Here is a 16,480-nt window from a genome sequence, read left to right as displayed (position 1 = left end):
AACGTGGGCATGATGATGGCCGTCAGCTTCACCCGTTACGGCCGCCTGTTCTACCTCGATCCGGGCCCGCACAGCCCCAAGGTCGGCGACAAGGTTCTCGTCCCCACCGACTCCGGCCCGGAGGTCGCCGAGTGCGTGTGGGCCCCGCAGTGGGTCTCCGAGGACATCGACGGCCTTCCCGAGTGCGCCGGCCCCGCCACCGACGAGCACCTCGCCCGAGACGAGGCCAACCGCCGCCGCCGCGCCGAGGGCCGCTCGATCGCCAAGCGCCTCATCCGCAAGCACGACCTCCCGATGAAGGTCATCGGCGTCGACTACCTCGACGCCGACAACATCTTCAAGATCTACTTCACCGCCCCGCACCGCGTCGACTTCCGCGCCCTCGTCCGCGACCTGGCCCGCGGCATCAAGGCCCGCGTCGAACTCCGCCAGGTCGGCCCCCGCGACGAGGCCCGCCTCCAGGGCGGCATCGGCCCCTGCGGCCGCGACCTGTGCTGCGCCACCTTCCTCAAGGACTTCGAGCCCGTCTCCGTGCGCATGGCGAAGGAGCAGGACCTCCCGGTCAACCCCCTCCGCATCGCCGGCGCCTGCGGCCGCCTGATGTGCTGCCTCAAGTACGAGCACCCGTTGTACGTCAAGGCGCACGACACCATGCCGGCCCTGGGATCGCGCGTGGACACCCCGAACGGCCCAGGCCAGGTCGTGGGCCGCAACGTCCCGTCCGACAAGGTCACCGTCCGCCTGAACAGCGGCGGCCGCTGCTCCTGCCCTTCAGCCTCCGTCTGCTCCCCCCGCAAGCAACACGAAGCCCGCTACACCCCCTCGGACGACAGCGAGCGCAGCTAAGAATTGCGGGGGGGCGGCCCCGTTCCAACCCCGACGGCCCCGGCCTGCCCCCGACGCCTCAAAAGCAGATGGCCCTCCCGACGTTCGGAAGGGCCACCCGTGTCTGAGGACACCGCATGCGCGGTGTCCCAGGGGTCAGATCACCTCGACCTCCACGTGCCTTGCCAGGAATCGCGGCTCGGCACCCGGAGGCGTCTGCGAGGTGCCCTCCAGGCCCGTGGTGATCGAGGCCCAGTTCACGCGGAACTCGACGTCGGGGCCGGCGAGAGGGCGCTGTTGACGCGCCAGTCGAAGCGCCTTGCGCTCCATCTGCCGCAAGCTGGTCCCCGTGATGTCGGTGAGCGTGACCCGGCCCGGCGTGCGGGTTCGCTCGGCGGGCCGTGGGGACGCGGGCACGATCGCCCGGACGTACACGGATTCCGCCCAGAAGCGGTCCGTGGTGCCCAGGCGTTCGGGCGGGTTGTTCTCCAGACCCCTGGTGGCCCACCCCCAAGGGTGGTCGAAACCGACCTGGAGCACGGCGCCAGAGCCGAAGCACTGACGCGCCAGTCGAAGCGCCTTGCGCTCCACCTGCCGCATGCTGTTCCCCGTGAGGTCGCTGAGCTTGAGCCTGAGCTCGACCGGCGAGCCGGCCAGCCCGCTGACCCGCTGGGACATGGGCACGATCGCCTGGACGGACACGGACGTCGTCCAGTAGCGGTCCGTGGTGTCCAGATGCTCGGGAGTGCTCTCCAGGCCGTTCCTGAAGTTGATCTGGAACGAGGCGTCAGGGCCGAAGCACTGACGTGCCAGGTGAGCCGCCTTGCGCTTCAGCTGCCGCAGGCTGTTCCCCGTGAGGTCGTTGAGCGTGAGCTCGAACGATGTGCCGGTTCGCCCGCCGACCCGTGAGGGCATGGGCAGGGTCGCCCGGACGTACACCGTCTCCGTACCGCCCAGGCTTTCGGACCAGTGGTTGCCCACGACCTCGATCTCGACGTCGGGGCCGAAGAACTGACGTGCCAGGCCGAGCGCCTTGCGCGCCACCACTTCTTCGCTCGTGCCCTTGACGTCGTTGATCCGGAGCCATTCGGTGACACTGTTGGGGGCCTGCGTGTTGATGGTGGTCATGGATCTCTCCCGACAATTCATGACGACCTGGGGCCGTCGGTCTGCTTTGTGTGAGTACTGCCGATGACCGTCCGGCAGATCCGCGAACACGCACGGGCGGGAGCCGGGTGCGTCCCCGGCGACCGCGTCACGGTGAAGGTGGGCTCGCGCCGCTGCTCCTGCCCGTCCGCCTCGGTCTGCTCCCCGCGCCAGCAACACGACGCCCATGCGCGTGCGTGTCTTGCCGTAAGCCGGGACTGGTTCGGCTCGGGAGCAATTCACCGTTTGTTTCTGCAGTGCTTGTTGACGGATCAGTGGCTGTGGCCGTTCGTGCCAAATGAATCGCCCAGCGCCCCACCTTCTCTCCGGCGGTCTCCGGACGTTGAGTTTGCCGAGCCGCGGAAGCGGCGGACGGTGGGAGGCGTACCTACAAAGCAGATTCTCTGAAAGGAGCTTCCAGTGGAAGACGTCTACAGGCGTTTCTCGGGAGGCTGGGAACGTCGCGAAGAGCTCCTCGCGCGGGCGCAGCAGAAGGGCGCCACCTGGGATGAGCTTCGCGCCGCCGAGTCCAAGGGCATCGATCTGGCCGCCTACGTTGAAGCGTTGGAGGCAGGCGCCTCGGACGGGGACGTCCAAGCCGCCGTGGCCGCCGGCATCCTGCCCTGGGTGCTCGTCAGGGCGCTGAAGGCGAACGCCACCCCCGCGCAGATCCTGGAGGCGTTCGAGAAGCAGGTCGCTGCGGACGCGGGCTATGCCTGGGGCATCGGCCAATCCGGCTACATCGCCCTGCTGAACGAGGGCGCGACGCACGACCAGCTCATCGTCCTGCACGACAGGGACGTCCACCCGCAGATCACTCTGCGGGCGCTCGAAAGTCGCCTCGGCATCGCCAAGCTGCTGGAGGCGTACGACAAGGGTCTCCGCGGGGCCGACCTGCTCTGCTACGTGGAGGCGCAAGAGAAGCAGGTGGACCCCGACGAGGTGCTCGCCGCTCATCGGCAGGGGCTTCGCGGGCTCGAACTGTACAGCTACGTGAGGGAGCTCGCGGGCCGCTGATCACATGAAGACGTGATCCGGCTCGGCGGGCCCACCCTCTTCACCCATATCGAGAGTCGCCGGCCTTCGTCCCTGGACGGGGGCCGGTTCTCGTTGAGGCCGCGGCTCCCTAGGGGGTGGAGAGAAGCGCGCCCTTTTCGTCGTTCATGCCCGCGGCGAGGAATCGAGTGGTGCCCGGTATGCGGGTGACGGCGCGGGCCTCGAAAAGGCTGAAGCCGGACGCTCGGATTCTGTTGCTGGTCCACGTGCCCGTAGCGGTTCGGTGGGCGAGGGTCGACTCGGTGGCGTTGACGTCGGTGGAACCGATGAGCCAGACGCCGCCGTCCGGGTCGATGATCGGGGCGCCGAACGGACTGAACCGTCCTGCCTTCTTCATGGTGCTTTCGGCCGTCCAGCGGCGTCCGTCGGCGTCGCCGTGCAGGAGAAGGGACGACAGGTGGAGGTCGCCCGGGCCCAGCGGCTGGGTGCGGGTGCCGTCCATCTCGCTGGACGGGATGCCCCCGGCGCGCTCGGCGGTGATCCAGATGCCGGCGGCCGTGGCGGTGATCGTGTTGAGCTGGTACCTCGTGTCCTCGAAGCCCTTCCTCTTTCCGGCGGGCAGGACGCCGTCCAGCGGGACGGGCTTCCAGCCCGAGCCGTCCTGGTGGTACAGCTCGCTCTCGAAGGTGAGCGCCCAGATGTCACGTGCGGAGCGGGCGCTCGTGCGGGCGATTCGGAATGGCAGCCTCGTCTCCGACCATCCGTCCGCCGAACGGGTCCAGCCCGTCGCGGCGGCGTGCGAGCCCGTGCCGAAGACCTGGACGTCCCGCGGGGAGAACACCTCTAGCGCCGTAACGGTGAATCCCGGAAGGCGGCGGTCGATCGTCCAGCGCTCGCCGTTCCAGTGAAGGACGGTCGAGCTCGACCCGTCGAGGGTGACCGCCCAGACATCGGACGCCGCGGACGCCCCCGCCGCCTTGACCGCGCCGATCCGCCCGCCCGGAAGGCCGACCTTGCTCCAGCCGCGGCCGTCCCAGTGCCGGGCCGTCGGCCGCCACACCGTGTCCTCCGAGCCGCGCCCGCCGAAAGCCCACACGTCCTTCGGCCCCGCCGCGACGATCTGGGGATCGACCCGCAGCGACACGTCCTCGACCTCCACCCGCCACGGCGCGCTCCCGGCTTCCGCTCTCCAGGGCGTCGGCTGGACGGCCGGGGCTCCGCACCCCCCGAGGGCGAGCAGGGCCACAACGCCGGTTTTCGGCAAACGAAATCTCATACGCCCTCCATCCCGAAACGGTCGACCCATCCTCCGCGCGCGGAGAGCCCGGCGAATGAGCCCCCGTACCTAGGACGCGCGGCCTTCCGTACTCACCGTCGACCAGGGCGTTCGCGGGTCTCGGCGTGATGTTGCTATACGGGCGCGGGCAACCTTGGCACCTTCCTCCCCTTGCCGGGGCCCCTCGTTTTTCACACCATTCCGGCAAGCCGCCGTTTCCCCGCAGGAGGTATTCCGTGAGACTGCGCGTCGCGATCTTGGTCGCGGGCATCGCCGCCGTCCTGACCGCCACAGGCCCCGGCGCGTCCGCCTCGCCGGGGGAGGTGCGTCCCGTCGCGGCGCCGGGCGCGGAAGGGGGGCGGGCGATCTACGGCGCCGGAGGCGTGCGCTGCGCCCTGGGGTTCAACGTGCGGCAGAACGGCTCGTACTCCTTCCTCACCGCGGGCGGCTGCGCCCAGGTCGGCATGCCGATCTACGCCGACCCGGCGATGACCGTGCAGCTCGGGACGGTCGTCTCGGTGACGAGCGCCTCCGTCGCGCTCGTCCGGTACGTGGAGCCTTCCGTGGAGCGGCCCGGCAGCGTCTTCCTCTACCCCGGTTCCCAGGACATCACGACGGCGGGACCGCCGGTCGTCGGCCAACGCGTCTGCCGCAGCGGGCCCATCGCGGGCCTGCGCTGCGGCAGTGTGACGGCCGTCAACGTGACCGTGAACCTCCCGAACGGGACGATCACCGGGCTGGTGAGGACGACCATATGCACGGAGCCCGGGGAGAGTCCCGGGGCTCCGTATTTCTCGGGCGGTACCGCGGTGGGGCTTGAGATCGGGGGAGTCGGGACCTGCGTCTCCGGCGGGTCGTCCTACTTCCGCCCGATCTCTCCGGTGCTCAGCGCCTTCGGCGCCAGCGTGTACTAGCGCTTGGGGAGGAGCTGGGCGAGGGCCGCGGTGACGCCGCAGAAGGCCATGACCGGGAAGAGCGACGCCCGGAAGGCGTCGGCGACCTCGCCCAGCGCGCCGTAGAAGACGATCCCGACGAGCGCGACGCCGAGGGCGTTGCCGACCTGCTGCGCGGTGGACAGGACGCCCGCGGCCGAGGCGGCGTGCCGGTCGGTCACACCGGCCAGGACCAGTGCCGACAGCGGCGCCAGGACGAACCCCATGCCCGCCCCCACGAGGGCCAGACCCGGGATGAGCCAGCCGATGGCGTGCCCGGTCTCGGCGAGCAGCAGGAGGCAGCCCGCCGCCTGCACCGCGGCGCCCAGGGCGAGGACCTGCCGTCCCAGCCGGGCGGCGATGGCCGTGGCGCGGGTGGACGCGGCGAAGTAGCCCGCGCCCAGGGCGACGAAGAGCAGGCCCGACTCCAGAGCGCTGAGACCGCGTCCCTGCTGGAGGTACAGGGCGAGGTAGAGGAAGAAGGACGCCATCGCCAGGGTGTAGACGAGCGCCAGGCCGCTGCCGACGCGGAACGCGGGCTCGCGGAAGAGGCTGGGCGCGACCAGCGGGGCGCTGCTCCGGCGCTGGGAGAGGACGAAGGCGGCGAGCAGGACGGCCGACGCGGCGAGCGACGCCCACGTCCAGGCGGGCCAGCCCAGGCGGCGCCCCTCGATCAGGGGCAGGACGAGCACGACGAGACCGAGGGTGACCAGGACGGTTCCCGTGACGTCCAGGCGGGTTCCCGTGGTGCGCGGCTGGGACGGGACGGTCCGGCGGATCAGCGCCAGCGTGACGACCCCGACCGGAACGTTGATCAGGAAGATGCTGCGCCATCCGGTGCCGAACAGGTTCGCCTGGATCAGCACGCCCCCGATGAGCTGCCCGAACACGCCGCCCAGGCCCATCGCGAGGCCATAGGCGGTGAACGCCTTGGCGCGCGCCTCCCCGGTGAACACGCCGTTGATGATCCCGAGAACCTGCGGCATCAGCAGCGCGGCCGCGAGCCCCTGCACCACCCTGGCGGCGATCAGCGTGCCGGAGGAAGGGGCAAGGCCGCACGCGAGCGAGGCGGCCGTGAACACCGCGAGGCCGAGCGCGTACATCCGGCGGCGTCCGGCCAGGTCGCCGAGGCGGCCGCCGGTGATCAGCGCGCTGCCGAGCGCCAGCCCGAACCCGGCGACGACCCACTGGATCGCCGTCGCGCCGGCGCCCAGATCGGTCTGGATGTCGGGGATCGCCACGTTCACGATGAAGAAGTCGAGCGTGGTGATGAAGATGCCGGTGAGCAGGACGAGCAGGGCGCCGATGGACGCGGTGGGCGAGGCCGCGGCCTCGCGCGGGCGCCGGCCCGCCACCGGAGTCGCCGTGTGCGACATGGTCTCTCCTCAGATCGATCGTTATCCGCACCCAGACGATCTCGCCCGGGAGGTCGTGGTGGCGATGACCTGAGGGGTAATGCCGCGGCCTAAATCGGTTGTGCGGCCGGCGGCGGCCGATCTAGCGTCCCCTCCCATGGACTGGGACAGGCCCGCGCGGAAGCTCGGGATCGACGACCTCGCCGCCTGCCAGCGGCTCGCCGAAGACCGCGACTGGGGACGTGAAGACCGGAAGTGGCGGTTCCTGTTCTCGGTCGGCGACGTCTACGGCATCGACGACGGGGAGGGCGGTCTCGCCGCGGTGACGGTGTCGACCCCATACGGCGTGGACGTCGCCGCCATCAGCATGGTGCTGGTGGCGAAACGCTACGAACGGCGTGGTCTGGGCGCCCGCATCATGCGGCACGCCATGGACAACACCGAAACGAAGAGCTTCTGCCTGACGGCCACCGAATACGGGCGCCCGCTGTACGAGCGTCTGGGGTATCGCTCCGTCGGGCTCTGCACGACGTACACGGGCATGGGCAAGGGGCCGTCCGAGGGGGGCGTTTCCGTCCCCGCGGAGGCGGCGGACATGCCCGCCGTCCATGCACTCGACACCGAGGTCTTCGGCGCGGACCGTTCACGGCTGGTCGACGGGCTGCCGTCGTTCTGCGAGACGTTCCGTGTCGTCCGGGGCGAGTCCGGTCTCAAGGGGTTCGGAGGCGTGTGGTGGAACGACGACAGGGCCGTCGTCGGCCCCGTCACCGCGCACGACGCCGAGACCGCCCTCGCCCTCGTCGAAGAGATCGTCCCGGCGGGGCCGGTCCGCCTGGACATCGACCACCGGCATCCGGAAGTGGTCGACTGGGCGCGGCGGAACGGCCTTCGACCCGCGTTCACCACGACGGTCATGGAGTACGGCGCGCCCATCGCGAACGACCTGCCCCGCCTCTACCTTCCCGTGGCGCAGGCCCTCGGCTGACCTCAGACGGCCTCGGGCTTCGCCGCGGACGGCCCGCCGCCGGGCAGCGCGTACCGGAAGATCTTCTTCCAGGTGCCCGTGACCTGCCGCGACAGCGTGCCCGTGTGGTACGGGATGTCGTACTTGTCGCACAGTGCGCGGACGCGCGGGGCGATCTCGCCGTACCGGTTGCTCGGCATGTCCGGAAACAGGTGGTGCTCGATCTGGTGGCTGAGGTTGCCGGTCATCAGGTGGAACAGCTCGCCGCCGGTGATGTTCGCCGAACCGCACAGCTGCCGGACGTACCACTCGCCCTTCGTCTCGCCGTCCAGCCGCTCCTCCTCGAACACCTCCACGTCGCCCGGGAAGTGCCCGCAGAAGATGATCATGTGGGCCCAGACGTTGCGGACCACGTTCGCGGTGGCGTTCGCGGCCAGCGTGGACAGGAACTGCGGGCCGCTGAGCAGCGGGAACGCCAGGTAATCCTTGCCCCACTGGCGGCGGACCTTGCGGCCGATCGCGCGCAGCTTCTCCTTCGTCACCGCCTCGTCGGCCGTCCCGTCCCGGATCTTGTCGATCTCCAGGTCGTGCAGGGCCACCCCGTACTCGAAGAACATCGCCAGCAGCAGGTTGTAGAGCGGCTGGGCGAGGTGCGCCGGGGACCACGCCTGCTCGGGGGCGACGCGCAGGATGCCGTAGCCGACGTCGTTGTCCTTGCCGAGCACGTTCGTGAACGTGTGGTGGACGAAGTTGTGCGAGTGCTTCCACTGCTCGGCCGGCGAGACGTTGTCCCACTCCCAGGTCGTGGAATGGATCTTCGGGTCGCGCATCCAGTCCCACTGGCCGTGCATGACGTTGTGCCCGATCTCCATGTTCTCCAGGATCTTCGCGACGGCCAGCGTCGCGGTCCCGGCGATCCAGGCGGGCGGCAGGGCGGAGGCGAGCAGCAGCGCCCGGCCGCCGATCTCCAGTCCGCGCTGCCAGCGGATCACCCGCCGGATGTAGGACGCGTCGCGCTCGCCGAGACCGGACATGATCTCCTCGCGCAGCGCGTCCAGCTCGGCGGCGATGGTGTCGTAGTCCTCGGCCGTCAGATGGTCGGTCATGCCGCTCCTCTCACAGTTCGATCTCCACGGGCCCGGCGGCCGCCGAGACGCAGGTCTGGACGATCTCGCCCTCGTCGCCGTGCACCTCGCCGGTGCGCAGGTCGCGGACCTTGCCGGACGCCAGCCGCCCGACGCAGCCGCGGCAGATGCCCATCCGGCACCCGCTCGGCAGCAGCGCGCCGGCGTCCTCGCCCGCCGCCAGGAGGGGCGTGCTCCCGTCCGCGTCGGCCGTGACGCCGCTCCTGGTGAACGTGACGCGCCCGCCCTCGCCCCCGCCGGCGTCCAGGACGGTGCGGAAGCGCTCGACGCGCAGCCTCTTCCCGACTCCGGCGGCCCGCCAGTGCGCGGCGAGGTCGTCGAGCATGCCGCCCGGCCCGCACGCCCACGCCTCGCGCTCCGCCCAGTCGGGGCAGATGCCGGGGATGTCGGACGGTTTCAACCGGCCGCCGGGCGTCGTGTGCCGCTCGTGCAGCCGGAGCCCCGGCATCCGGCGGAGCTCGTCGCCGAAGATGACGTCCCCGGCCGTCCGGTCCGAGTGGACGAGCACGGCGTCGGACGCGCCGCCGAGCTGCCGCAGCATCGCCATGACCGGCGTGATCCCGCTGCCGGCCGTCACGAACAGCAGCTTGCGCGGGACGGGCGAGGGCAGCGTGAACTCCCCCTCGGGCCGCGACAGGCGGACGACCGTCCCGGGCCGGATCTCGTTGACCAGGTGCGCCGAGACGAACCCGTCGCGCGTGGCCTTGACGGTGATCGTGATGCGGCCGTCACGGCGGGGCGGCGACGACAGCGAGAACGTCCGCCAGTGCCGGACGCCGCCGACGTCCACGCCTATCTTGACCCACTGGCCGGGCCGGTGGCCGTTCCACGCCCGGCCCGGCCTGATCACCAGGGTCGCGGCGGACGGGGCCTCGTGCCGGACGGCCTCGATCCGCCCGCACGGCTCGTCCGTGGACCACAGCGGATCGAGCAGCCCGAGGTAGTCCTCCGGCAGGAGCGGGGTCGTGAGGAGCCGGGCTGCCGCCGCGATCCGCCGTCCAGTGGTCGAACGGCCGGGGCGGCGCGGGCGGTGCGGCGCGATGGTCCGCGGTGCGATGGGCAAGGTTTCCTCCCCGAGGGCGCGCTAACTTACGCTCGCGTAACCTACGGTCGCGTAGGAATCGCGGAGGATTCAAGGCCTCGGCCATCAAAGCGACAGGCATCACACCATCGCATGATGTTCCATCCGATGATGTAATGCCTGCTGATAAAAGACGGCGGAGAAACTGTCGGCCGGGCACGATGGCCTGGCGGCCGACCGGCCGTCCGGGCCGACGCGGGATCCGCGCTCAGAACTTGGTCTTCGGCCGCTCCTGGAGAACTCCGTCCACGAAGATGTCGAGCTTCTCGTTGTAGAAGCAGACCAGCCCGGCGACCTTGCGGCTCTCCTCCAGCGGCGTCCGGTACGACCAGGCCAGATCCTCGTGCAGCGTGCCGTTCACCCGCACCGACCAGTACTCCGCGGTGCCCTTGTACGGGCAGTGCGACACGGTGCCGGTGTGTTCGAGCAGGTCCATGCGGACATGCGGCTTCGGCAGGTAGTAGCGCACGGGCAGCCCCGTCTCGAACAGCAGCCGCGGGCTGGACGACTCCGCGACCGTCACCCCGTCCACCTCGACCCGGACATGCCGCGACGCCGCCAGCACGTCCACGCGCGTGTACGGGTCGCGGGGATGGACGAAGACCTCCTCGTCCTCCTCGAACCAGGCGTCCATCGCATCCCAGTCGAGACGGACGAACCCGGGCAGCTCGGTGTAGCGGAGCGCGGCGCCCGGCGCCTGCGCGCCGTCCACCTTCACGGTGAAGGCGGTCGCGTCGCCCCTGCTCGGCGAACGGGTGCCCGGCCCGTCCTCGACGAGTTCGGCCCGCACGTCCGCCTCGGGGAAGTAGTAGGTCGGGTAGTAGGGGATCTCCCAGACGAGAGAAGGCCGTGTCGAGTCGGCCACCAGATGGCCGCCGAGGTAAGCCCGGACGCGCTTGCCGCTCTCCTCGATCCGGAGACTGGTCTTCCGCGATGTGCCCATGCCTGGGCAACCTCACCGGTCGGGGCCCTATTTCATCGAATTCTCACCCTTGCCTCACGAACGCCACATGAGCCCTCAAGAGCCTCATCCGCATGAATCGGACACTCCTGGTCAACGGCGCGCTGGGCGCACTGCTCGTCGCCGGGGCCGGAACCGCGTACCTCGCCCTCGGCGACGGAGGCGACGGCGCCGCCGCGTCCACCCGCCTGACCCGCGTCACGCGAGGGACGGTGGTCTCGTCAGTGTCGGCGTCCGGCTCGGTGGAGAGCGCCCGGAGCCGTTCGCTGTCCTTCGGCGCCTCCGGCACGGTCGCGAAGATCTACGTCAAGGCGGGGCAGAAGGTGAGGACGGGCGACGTCCTCGCCCGCCTCGACCAGACAGAGGCGCTCGAGAACGTCGACGCAGCCAAGGCGAACCTGGCGGTCGCCGCCGATGGGGACACCTCGTCCGAGAAGGGGTACGCCGGGTACGTCCAGGCGAAGAACTCCTACAACGCCGCCTTGCGTGCCTACCAGGGGACCGTCCTGAAAGCTCCGTTCGCCGGAACGGTGACCGCCGTCAACGGGACGGTGGGCGGCAGTTCGAGCGGTTCGTCCTCCTCGGGTTCGGGTTCGGGCGGCGGTTCGACGTCGCCGACCTCGTCCTCCACCTCGTCCTCGTCCTCGTCGTCGGGCTCGGGCTTCGTCGAGCTCGCCGACACCGCGCACCTCCAGGTCGAAGGCGAGTTCACCGAGGCCGACACCACCAAGCTCAAGACCGGCCAGGCCGCCACGGTCACGTTCGACGCGCTCACCGGCAAGACCGCCACCGGCAAGATCACCACGATCGGCGCGGCGCCGACCACCACCGACAACGTCGTGAAGTTCCCGGCCGTGATCGCGCTGGGCGACGTCCCGTCCGGGGTCCGGCTCGGCCAGACAGCCACGGTCGAGATCACCGTGGCGCGGGCGGAGAACGTCCTCTACGTGCCGAGCGCCGCGGTCAGGGCGGCCGGCGGGCAGAGCACGGTCACCGTCGTCCGCGACGGCAGGCAGGTCCCCACCACGGTCGAGACCGGCGTCAGGGGCGACCAGGGCACCGAGATCAGTTCGGGCCTGAAGGAGGGCGACGAGGTCGCCGTGACCTCGGCGTCCGGCGGCGGGAGCACCGTCCAGCGCGGCTTCCCGGGCGGCGGCGGACCGGGGCTCGGCGGCGCCCCCGGCGGCGGGGCGCCCGGCGGCGGCACCCCCGGCGGCGGAGGCCGCCGATGACCGCCCGCACCCCGCCCGTGCTCGACCTCCACGACGTGACCAAGGTGTACGGGACGGGCGAAACGGCCGTCCACGCCCTGCGGGGCGTCTCGCTGACCGTGGAACGCGGCGACTATGTGGCGATCATGGGCGCGTCGGGCTCGGGCAAGTCGACGCTGATGAACATCATCGGCTGCCTGGACGTGCCGAGCGCCGGCCGCTGCCTCCTCGACGGCATCGACGTCGTCGACCTCGGCGAGCGCGACCTCGCGACCCTGCGCAACCGCCGCATCGGGTTCGTCTTCCAGTCGTTCAACCTGATCCCGCGGATGACGGCGCAGGCCAACGTCGAACTGCCCCTCGCCTACGGCGGCCTCCGCGGCGCCGACCGGCGGCGCCGCGCCCTCGCCGCCCTGCGCGAGGTCGGCCTCGCCGACCGCACCCGGCACGAGCCGAACGAGCTGTCGGGCGGCCAGCAGCAGCGCGTCGCCGTCGCCCGCGCCCTGGTCACCGCCCCGACGCTGCTCCTCGCGGACGAGCCGACCGGCGCGCTCGACAGCGCCTCCACCGCCGACATCCTCGGCGTCTTCGACCGGCTCGGCCGCACCGGCCGCACCATCGTCGTGATCACCCACGAGGACGACGTCGCCGCGCACGCCAAGCGGATCGTCCGCCTCGTGGACGGCCGCATCGTCGAGGACGTCCGCCGGGAGGGCCCGGTGACCCCCGGCATCCGAGCCGCGCGCCCCGCGCCCCCGGAACCGAAGGAGGCAGGGTGAGCGCCCTGGAGATCCTGCGCTTCGCCGTCCGCGGCCTGTCGGCCAACAAGCTGCGCAGCTCCCTCACCACCCTCGGCATCCTGATCGGCGTCGGCGCCGTCATCCTGCTCGTCGCGGTCGGCAACGGCTCCTCCGAGCAGATCAAGAAGAGCATCCAGCGGCTCGGCGCCGACTCCCTCACCGTCACGCCGTCCACCACGGGCCGCGGCTTCGGGACGACCGGCCAGGCCTCGGGCCCGCGCACCCAGGCCCGCGACCTCACCGCGGAGGACGTCGAAGCCCTCACCGCCGGCGGGGCCCCGTCGGTCAGGTCCGCCTCACCCGTCGTGACCAGCCAGTCCGTCACCGCGGGGTACGCGGGCACGAGCGCGACCATCGGCCAGTTCGTCGGGACGACCCCGTCCTACTTCGCGGCCGCGAACAAGACCCTCGCGTCCGGGACGGCGTTCACCGCCGAGGACGTCGCCGCCGCCCGCAAGACCGTCGTGCTCGGCAGCACGGTGGCGTCCGACCTGTTCGGACGCGTGAACCCGATCGGCAAGAAGATCGACGTGGGCGGGATCCGGTTCACCGTCGCGGGCGTCCTCAAGGCCACGGGCTCCTCCTCGTCGACCTTCTCCGACCCGGACAGCATCGCCGTCGCGCCGCTCCCGGCCGTCCAGGAGACCCTCACCGGGTACGGCGCCCTCGACCAGATCATCGTCCAGGCCACCGGCAGCGACACGGTCGGCGCCGCCGAGGCCGAGGTCACCCAGATCATCGGCCAGCGCCACGACGCGACCTCCCCGGGCGGCGCCGACTTCACGGTCTCCAGCCAGGCGAGCGTCCAGTCGGCGGTCAGCGAGTCGAGCCGGACCTTCACCGTCCTGCTCGGCGCCGTCGCCGCCATCAGCCTCCTCGTCGGCGGCATCGGCATCACCAACATCATGCTGGTCACCGTCACCGAACGGACCCGCGAGATCGGCATCCGCAAGGCCATCGGCGCCCCGCGCGGCGCGATCCTGGGCCAGTTCATCGCGGAGGCCACCGTCCTCAGCCTCACCGGCGGCCTCCTCGGCGTCCTCGCCGGCGTCCTCGGCAGCCTCTTCACCATCGCGGGCGTCAAACCCGTCCTGGTCCCGTCGTCGATCGTCCTGGCCCTGGCCGTCTCCCTGGCGATCGGCCTGTTCTTCGGCAGCTACCCCGCCAACCGCGCCGCCAAGCTCCGCCCCATAGACGCCCTACGCCACGACTAACCAAGGACCCTCATGCCCCTGAACCCACCACCCGTTGCCCCAACGCTCCACCCCACCGCCCTCGCTGACGAAGACGGCCGCCCCCTGCTGACGCTGGCCGCGCCGGTGCGCTGTGAGCAAGAGCCAAGACATGCCCGAGAACCCGACAACGGACGCCGAACTGCTGGCGAGCTCGCCCTTCGACAACAATCTCGCCACCAACCTACTCACGCAGCCATCGCAGCTGACGGAGTTGGTCGCCCCCCTGCCGACGCTGGTCGTGACGGTGCGCTGTGAGTGAGAGCCGAGACATGCCCGAGAACCCGACAGGGGACGCCGAACTGCTGGCGAGCTCGCCCTTCGACAACAATCTCGCCACCGAGTTGCTGGCGCGCCCATCGCAGAGGTCTCTGCCAGGGCCGACGCTCTACCTAGTGGCCGGCGTCCTCCTGACCGCAGGCTTCCTGAGCGGCGTCCAGGCGCACAAGTGGTCCGAGAACGGCTCCTCTGAACCGTCTGCCGGCGGCCGTATGAGAACCGGCGGCTACGGCGGACCTCCAGGCGCCGCAGGACCCCAAGGCGGCTACGGCGCCCCGGGTACGAACAACGGACCGGGCGGAGCCCCAGGCATCGGCCCCAGCAGCGCCCCAGGCAATGGCCCTGAGACAGGAAACCGCCCAAACGGCTCGGGAACCACCGGGACGGTGACCAAGGTCGTCGGCAACACCCTGTACCTGCGCACCGCCTCCGGCGAGACCGTGAAGGTCAAGACCACCGGAACCACCAAGATCCGCATCGTCAATGACGGCGGACTACGCGACCTCGACGCGGGCACGGCCGTCACCGTCCAGGGCTCCCCAGGCCAGGACGGCTTGCTCACCGCGACCACCGTGAACGAGCGCTCCGGCCGTTGAATCGTCCAGGGCTCCCCGGGCCGGGATGGCTCGCTGACCGTGACCACCGTGAACGAGCGCTCCGGCCGTTGAATCGTCCAGGGCTCCCCGGGCCGGGATGGCTCGCTGACCGTGACCACCGTGAACGAGCGCTCCGGCCGTTGAATCGTCCAGGGCTCCCCGGGCCGGGATGGCTCGCTGAGCGCGACCACCGTGAACGAGCGTTCCGGCCGTTGACCGGAGATTCCGGCAGAGCGATGAAAGAGGGAGATCTCAATGGGCAGCATGCGCGCGATGCGGATGCTCGGCATCCTGACCGCCGCCGGAACAATCCTGCTAAGCACAGCCTGCGGAAACGGCGGCACCGCCGCCGCAGGCCCGGACAAGACGGCCGTGGCCGACCCCATGGCCTCATTCCGCGCCTGTCTTGAGAAGCAGGGCCTAGATCTCCCGGACGGCGGAAAGGCCCCCGGCGGCGCGCCACCAACTGGCCGCCCGCCGAACCGTCCGAGCGACTCCCCGACCGGTGGCCCAGGCAGTCCGCAAACCGGACGCCCGTCCAACGCCCCAACAAACGGTTCCCCGACCGGCATCCGCCCCACAAGATCCGCAGCAGAGCAGAACGCCATGCAAGCCTGCGCCTCTCTAGCCCCCCACCGAGGCACCGGCAAGAACCAAGGACCACCCCCCACCTCCCAGCCCACCAACAACTAACCCCCCCAGACCACCCAGCCCCAGCCCAGCCCTCCCGCAGGGTCCTGCCCCGGCCCTAGCCTGCCCCCGCCCCGTCCTCCCAATGGGTCTTGTCTCGGCCCCGGCCCGCCTCGGGACCGGGGTACCTCCGGACCGGCCGCCTCCGGATTGGATCCAGCTGCGGCCTGTCTCAGAGCGGCTTGGTCCAGCCGAGGCCTGGGGCAGATGGGACCGAGTTACGCGGCGGTCTGACCGGTGCCGCGTAGTGCTGCAGGATCATCGGCTCCGTGTGACGAGACCGTCCGGGGCGGGTCAGGCCGCGGTGGGTGGGCTTTGTTGTGGTTTGCGCGGGATGGTGAGGACGGGGACCAAGGCCGCCACCAGGAACACCGCAGTCCACCAGAAGGTGTCGGTGAAGGCGTTCGCCAGGAGGGACGGTGTCTCTGCTGTGCGGTGTCCGGCGGCCTCGTCCAGGCTTCCGGAGGCTCCGGGAATCTCGTGGCGGATCCCGATCTGCAGGATGACCGCCGTCACCGCCGTGCCGAACGAGCTGCCGATGCGAACCAGGATGTTCGCGCCGGTGGTCGCGGCGGGCACGGCTTCGCGGGGGAGGCCCTGGTAGGCCATCGCCATCAGGGGCGGTGCGATCATGCCGTGGCCGAGTCCGACGACGAGCATCGCGGCCATGATCGTGGCGCGTCCGGTGCCGGGAGAGAGGGTGGTGAGGGCCACCGTCCCGGCGAGCACGCAGAGGATACCGCCGACCGCGAGCCATCGTCCGCCGAAACGGTCGCCGAGCCGTCCCGACACCGACATGGTGGCCATCGCGCCGACCCCCATCGGGGCCAGCAACCAGCCCGCGTCCAGAGCCGACTCCCCGCGGACGATCCCCGCGAACAGCGGAACGAGGATCATCAGGCCGAACATCGCGGCGCTGTAGAGGAAGAAGCTCCAGTCGCCGCCCTCGCGCCCGACCCCCGACTGCCGGGACCCGCCGAACGGGGCCCGC

Annotated in this window: 16 protein-coding genes; 9 read left to right on the top strand and 7 right to left on the bottom strand. The window is 70.9% G+C overall.

Going from position 1 to position 16,480, the window contains the following annotated elements; translation table 11 throughout:
- Positions 1 to 9: 9 nt before the first annotated feature.
- Positions 10 to 846, top strand: a complete 837-nt coding sequence (gene ricT, locus AB0C69_RS11290; RefSeq protein ID WP_360352641.1) for a regulatory iron-sulfur-containing complex subunit RicT — start codon at positions 10 to 12, stop codon at positions 844 to 846.
- Between the two features lie 135 nt (positions 847 to 981).
- Here the strand turns inward: ricT and AB0C69_RS11285 are convergent, their stop codons facing one another.
- Positions 982 to 1,953: a hypothetical protein gene (locus AB0C69_RS11285; protein ID WP_360352628.1), complete on the bottom strand. Its 972-nt coding sequence runs from the start codon at positions 1,951 to 1,953 to the stop codon at positions 982 to 984.
- Positions 1,954 to 2,391: 438 nt separating this feature from the next.
- Here AB0C69_RS11285 and AB0C69_RS11280 point away from each other — a divergent pair, with 438 nt between their 5' ends.
- A complete protein-coding gene (locus tag AB0C69_RS11280) occupies positions 2,392 to 2,988 on the top strand; it encodes a hypothetical protein (RefSeq protein WP_360352626.1) in 597 nt (198 codons plus the stop codon).
- Between the two features lie 109 nt (positions 2,989 to 3,097).
- Here the strand turns inward: AB0C69_RS11280 and AB0C69_RS11275 are convergent, their stop codons facing one another.
- Positions 3,098 to 4,243, bottom strand: a complete 1,146-nt coding sequence (locus AB0C69_RS11275; protein ID WP_360352624.1) for a hypothetical protein — start codon at positions 4,241 to 4,243, stop codon at positions 3,098 to 3,100.
- Positions 4,244 to 4,479: 236 nt separating this feature from the next.
- Between AB0C69_RS11275 and AB0C69_RS11270 the strand changes: the two genes are divergently transcribed.
- Positions 4,480 to 5,157: a S1 family peptidase gene (locus AB0C69_RS11270; protein WP_353832293.1), complete on the top strand. Its 678-nt coding sequence runs from the start codon at positions 4,480 to 4,482 to the stop codon at positions 5,155 to 5,157.
- Here the strand turns inward: AB0C69_RS11270 and AB0C69_RS11265 are convergent.
- On the bottom strand, positions 5,154 to 6,551 hold the full coding sequence (locus AB0C69_RS11265) for an MFS transporter (RefSeq protein WP_360352622.1): 1,398 nt from the start codon (positions 6,549 to 6,551) through the stop codon (positions 5,154 to 5,156). The two genes, AB0C69_RS11270 and AB0C69_RS11265, sit on opposite strands and share 4 nt — an antisense overlap.
- Positions 6,552 to 6,687: 136 nt before the next feature.
- On the opposite strand from AB0C69_RS11265, the gene AB0C69_RS11260 reads away from it, so the two are divergent.
- Positions 6,688 to 7,515, top strand: a complete 828-nt coding sequence (locus AB0C69_RS11260; RefSeq protein WP_360352620.1) for a GNAT family N-acetyltransferase — start codon at positions 6,688 to 6,690, stop codon at positions 7,513 to 7,515.
- 2 nt (positions 7,516 to 7,517) lie between these two features.
- On the opposite strand, the gene AB0C69_RS11255 is transcribed toward AB0C69_RS11260, so the two are convergent.
- The 3 genes from AB0C69_RS11255 to AB0C69_RS11245 all read right to left on the bottom strand — a co-directional run bounded on the left by AB0C69_RS11255 (position 7,518) and on the right by AB0C69_RS11245 (position 10,663).
- On the bottom strand, positions 7,518 to 8,600 hold the full coding sequence (locus tag AB0C69_RS11255; RefSeq protein ID WP_360352618.1) for an acyl-CoA desaturase: 1,083 nt from the start codon (positions 8,598 to 8,600) through the stop codon (positions 7,518 to 7,520).
- Between the two features lie 10 nt (positions 8,601 to 8,610).
- Positions 8,611 to 9,702 carry a ferredoxin reductase gene (locus AB0C69_RS11250; protein WP_360352616.1) on the bottom strand — a complete coding sequence of 364 codons (1,092 nt, stop codon included), beginning with the start codon at positions 9,700 to 9,702 and terminating at the stop codon, positions 8,611 to 8,613.
- 226 nt (positions 9,703 to 9,928) lie between these two features.
- Positions 9,929 to 10,663 carry a DUF427 domain-containing protein gene (locus AB0C69_RS11245; RefSeq protein ID WP_360352614.1) on the bottom strand — a complete coding sequence of 245 codons (735 nt, stop codon included), beginning with the start codon at positions 10,661 to 10,663 and terminating at the stop codon, positions 9,929 to 9,931.
- 92 nt (positions 10,664 to 10,755) lie between these two features.
- Between AB0C69_RS11245 and AB0C69_RS11240 the strand changes: the two genes are divergently transcribed.
- From AB0C69_RS11240 to AB0C69_RS11220, 5 genes are all read left to right on the top strand, one after another.
- Entirely contained in the window at positions 10,756 to 11,913 is a 1,158-nt protein-coding gene (locus tag AB0C69_RS11240; RefSeq protein WP_360352612.1) for an efflux RND transporter periplasmic adaptor subunit, read from the top strand.
- The gene (locus AB0C69_RS11235) at positions 11,910 to 12,671 is read left to right on the top strand and encodes an ABC transporter ATP-binding protein (RefSeq protein WP_360352610.1); all 762 of its coding nucleotides are present in this window, start codon (positions 11,910 to 11,912) and stop codon (positions 12,669 to 12,671) included. The genes AB0C69_RS11240 and AB0C69_RS11235 overlap by 4 nt, the downstream gene beginning before the upstream one ends.
- A complete protein-coding gene (locus AB0C69_RS11230) occupies positions 12,668 to 13,906 on the top strand; it encodes an ABC transporter permease (RefSeq protein WP_360352608.1) in 1,239 nt (412 codons plus the stop codon). Before AB0C69_RS11235 ends, AB0C69_RS11230 begins: the two co-directional genes overlap by 4 nt.
- A 130-nt stretch (positions 13,907 to 14,036) precedes the next feature.
- Positions 14,037 to 14,186: a hypothetical protein gene (locus tag AB0C69_RS11225; protein ID WP_360352606.1), complete on the top strand. Its 150-nt coding sequence runs from the start codon at positions 14,037 to 14,039 to the stop codon at positions 14,184 to 14,186.
- Positions 14,187 to 14,589: 403 nt separating this feature from the next.
- Complete coding sequence (locus AB0C69_RS11220) at positions 14,590 to 14,799, top strand: hypothetical protein (RefSeq protein WP_360352604.1); 210 nt, start codon at positions 14,590 to 14,592, stop codon at positions 14,797 to 14,799.
- 984 nt (positions 14,800 to 15,783) lie between these two features.
- Here the strand turns inward: AB0C69_RS11220 and AB0C69_RS11215 are convergent.
- A partial coding sequence (locus AB0C69_RS11215; protein ID WP_360352602.1) for an MFS transporter occupies positions 15,784 to 16,480 on the bottom strand: 697 nt, incomplete at its 5' end.

The organism is Actinomadura sp. NPDC048032, assembly GCF_040653175.1.
GTDB classification, from domain to species: Bacteria; Actinomycetota; Actinomycetes; order Streptosporangiales; family Streptosporangiaceae; genus Spirillospora; species Spirillospora verrucosospora.
The sequence above is the reverse complement of the archived record's forward strand: the minus strand, read 5'-3'. Positions and strand labels throughout refer to the sequence as shown.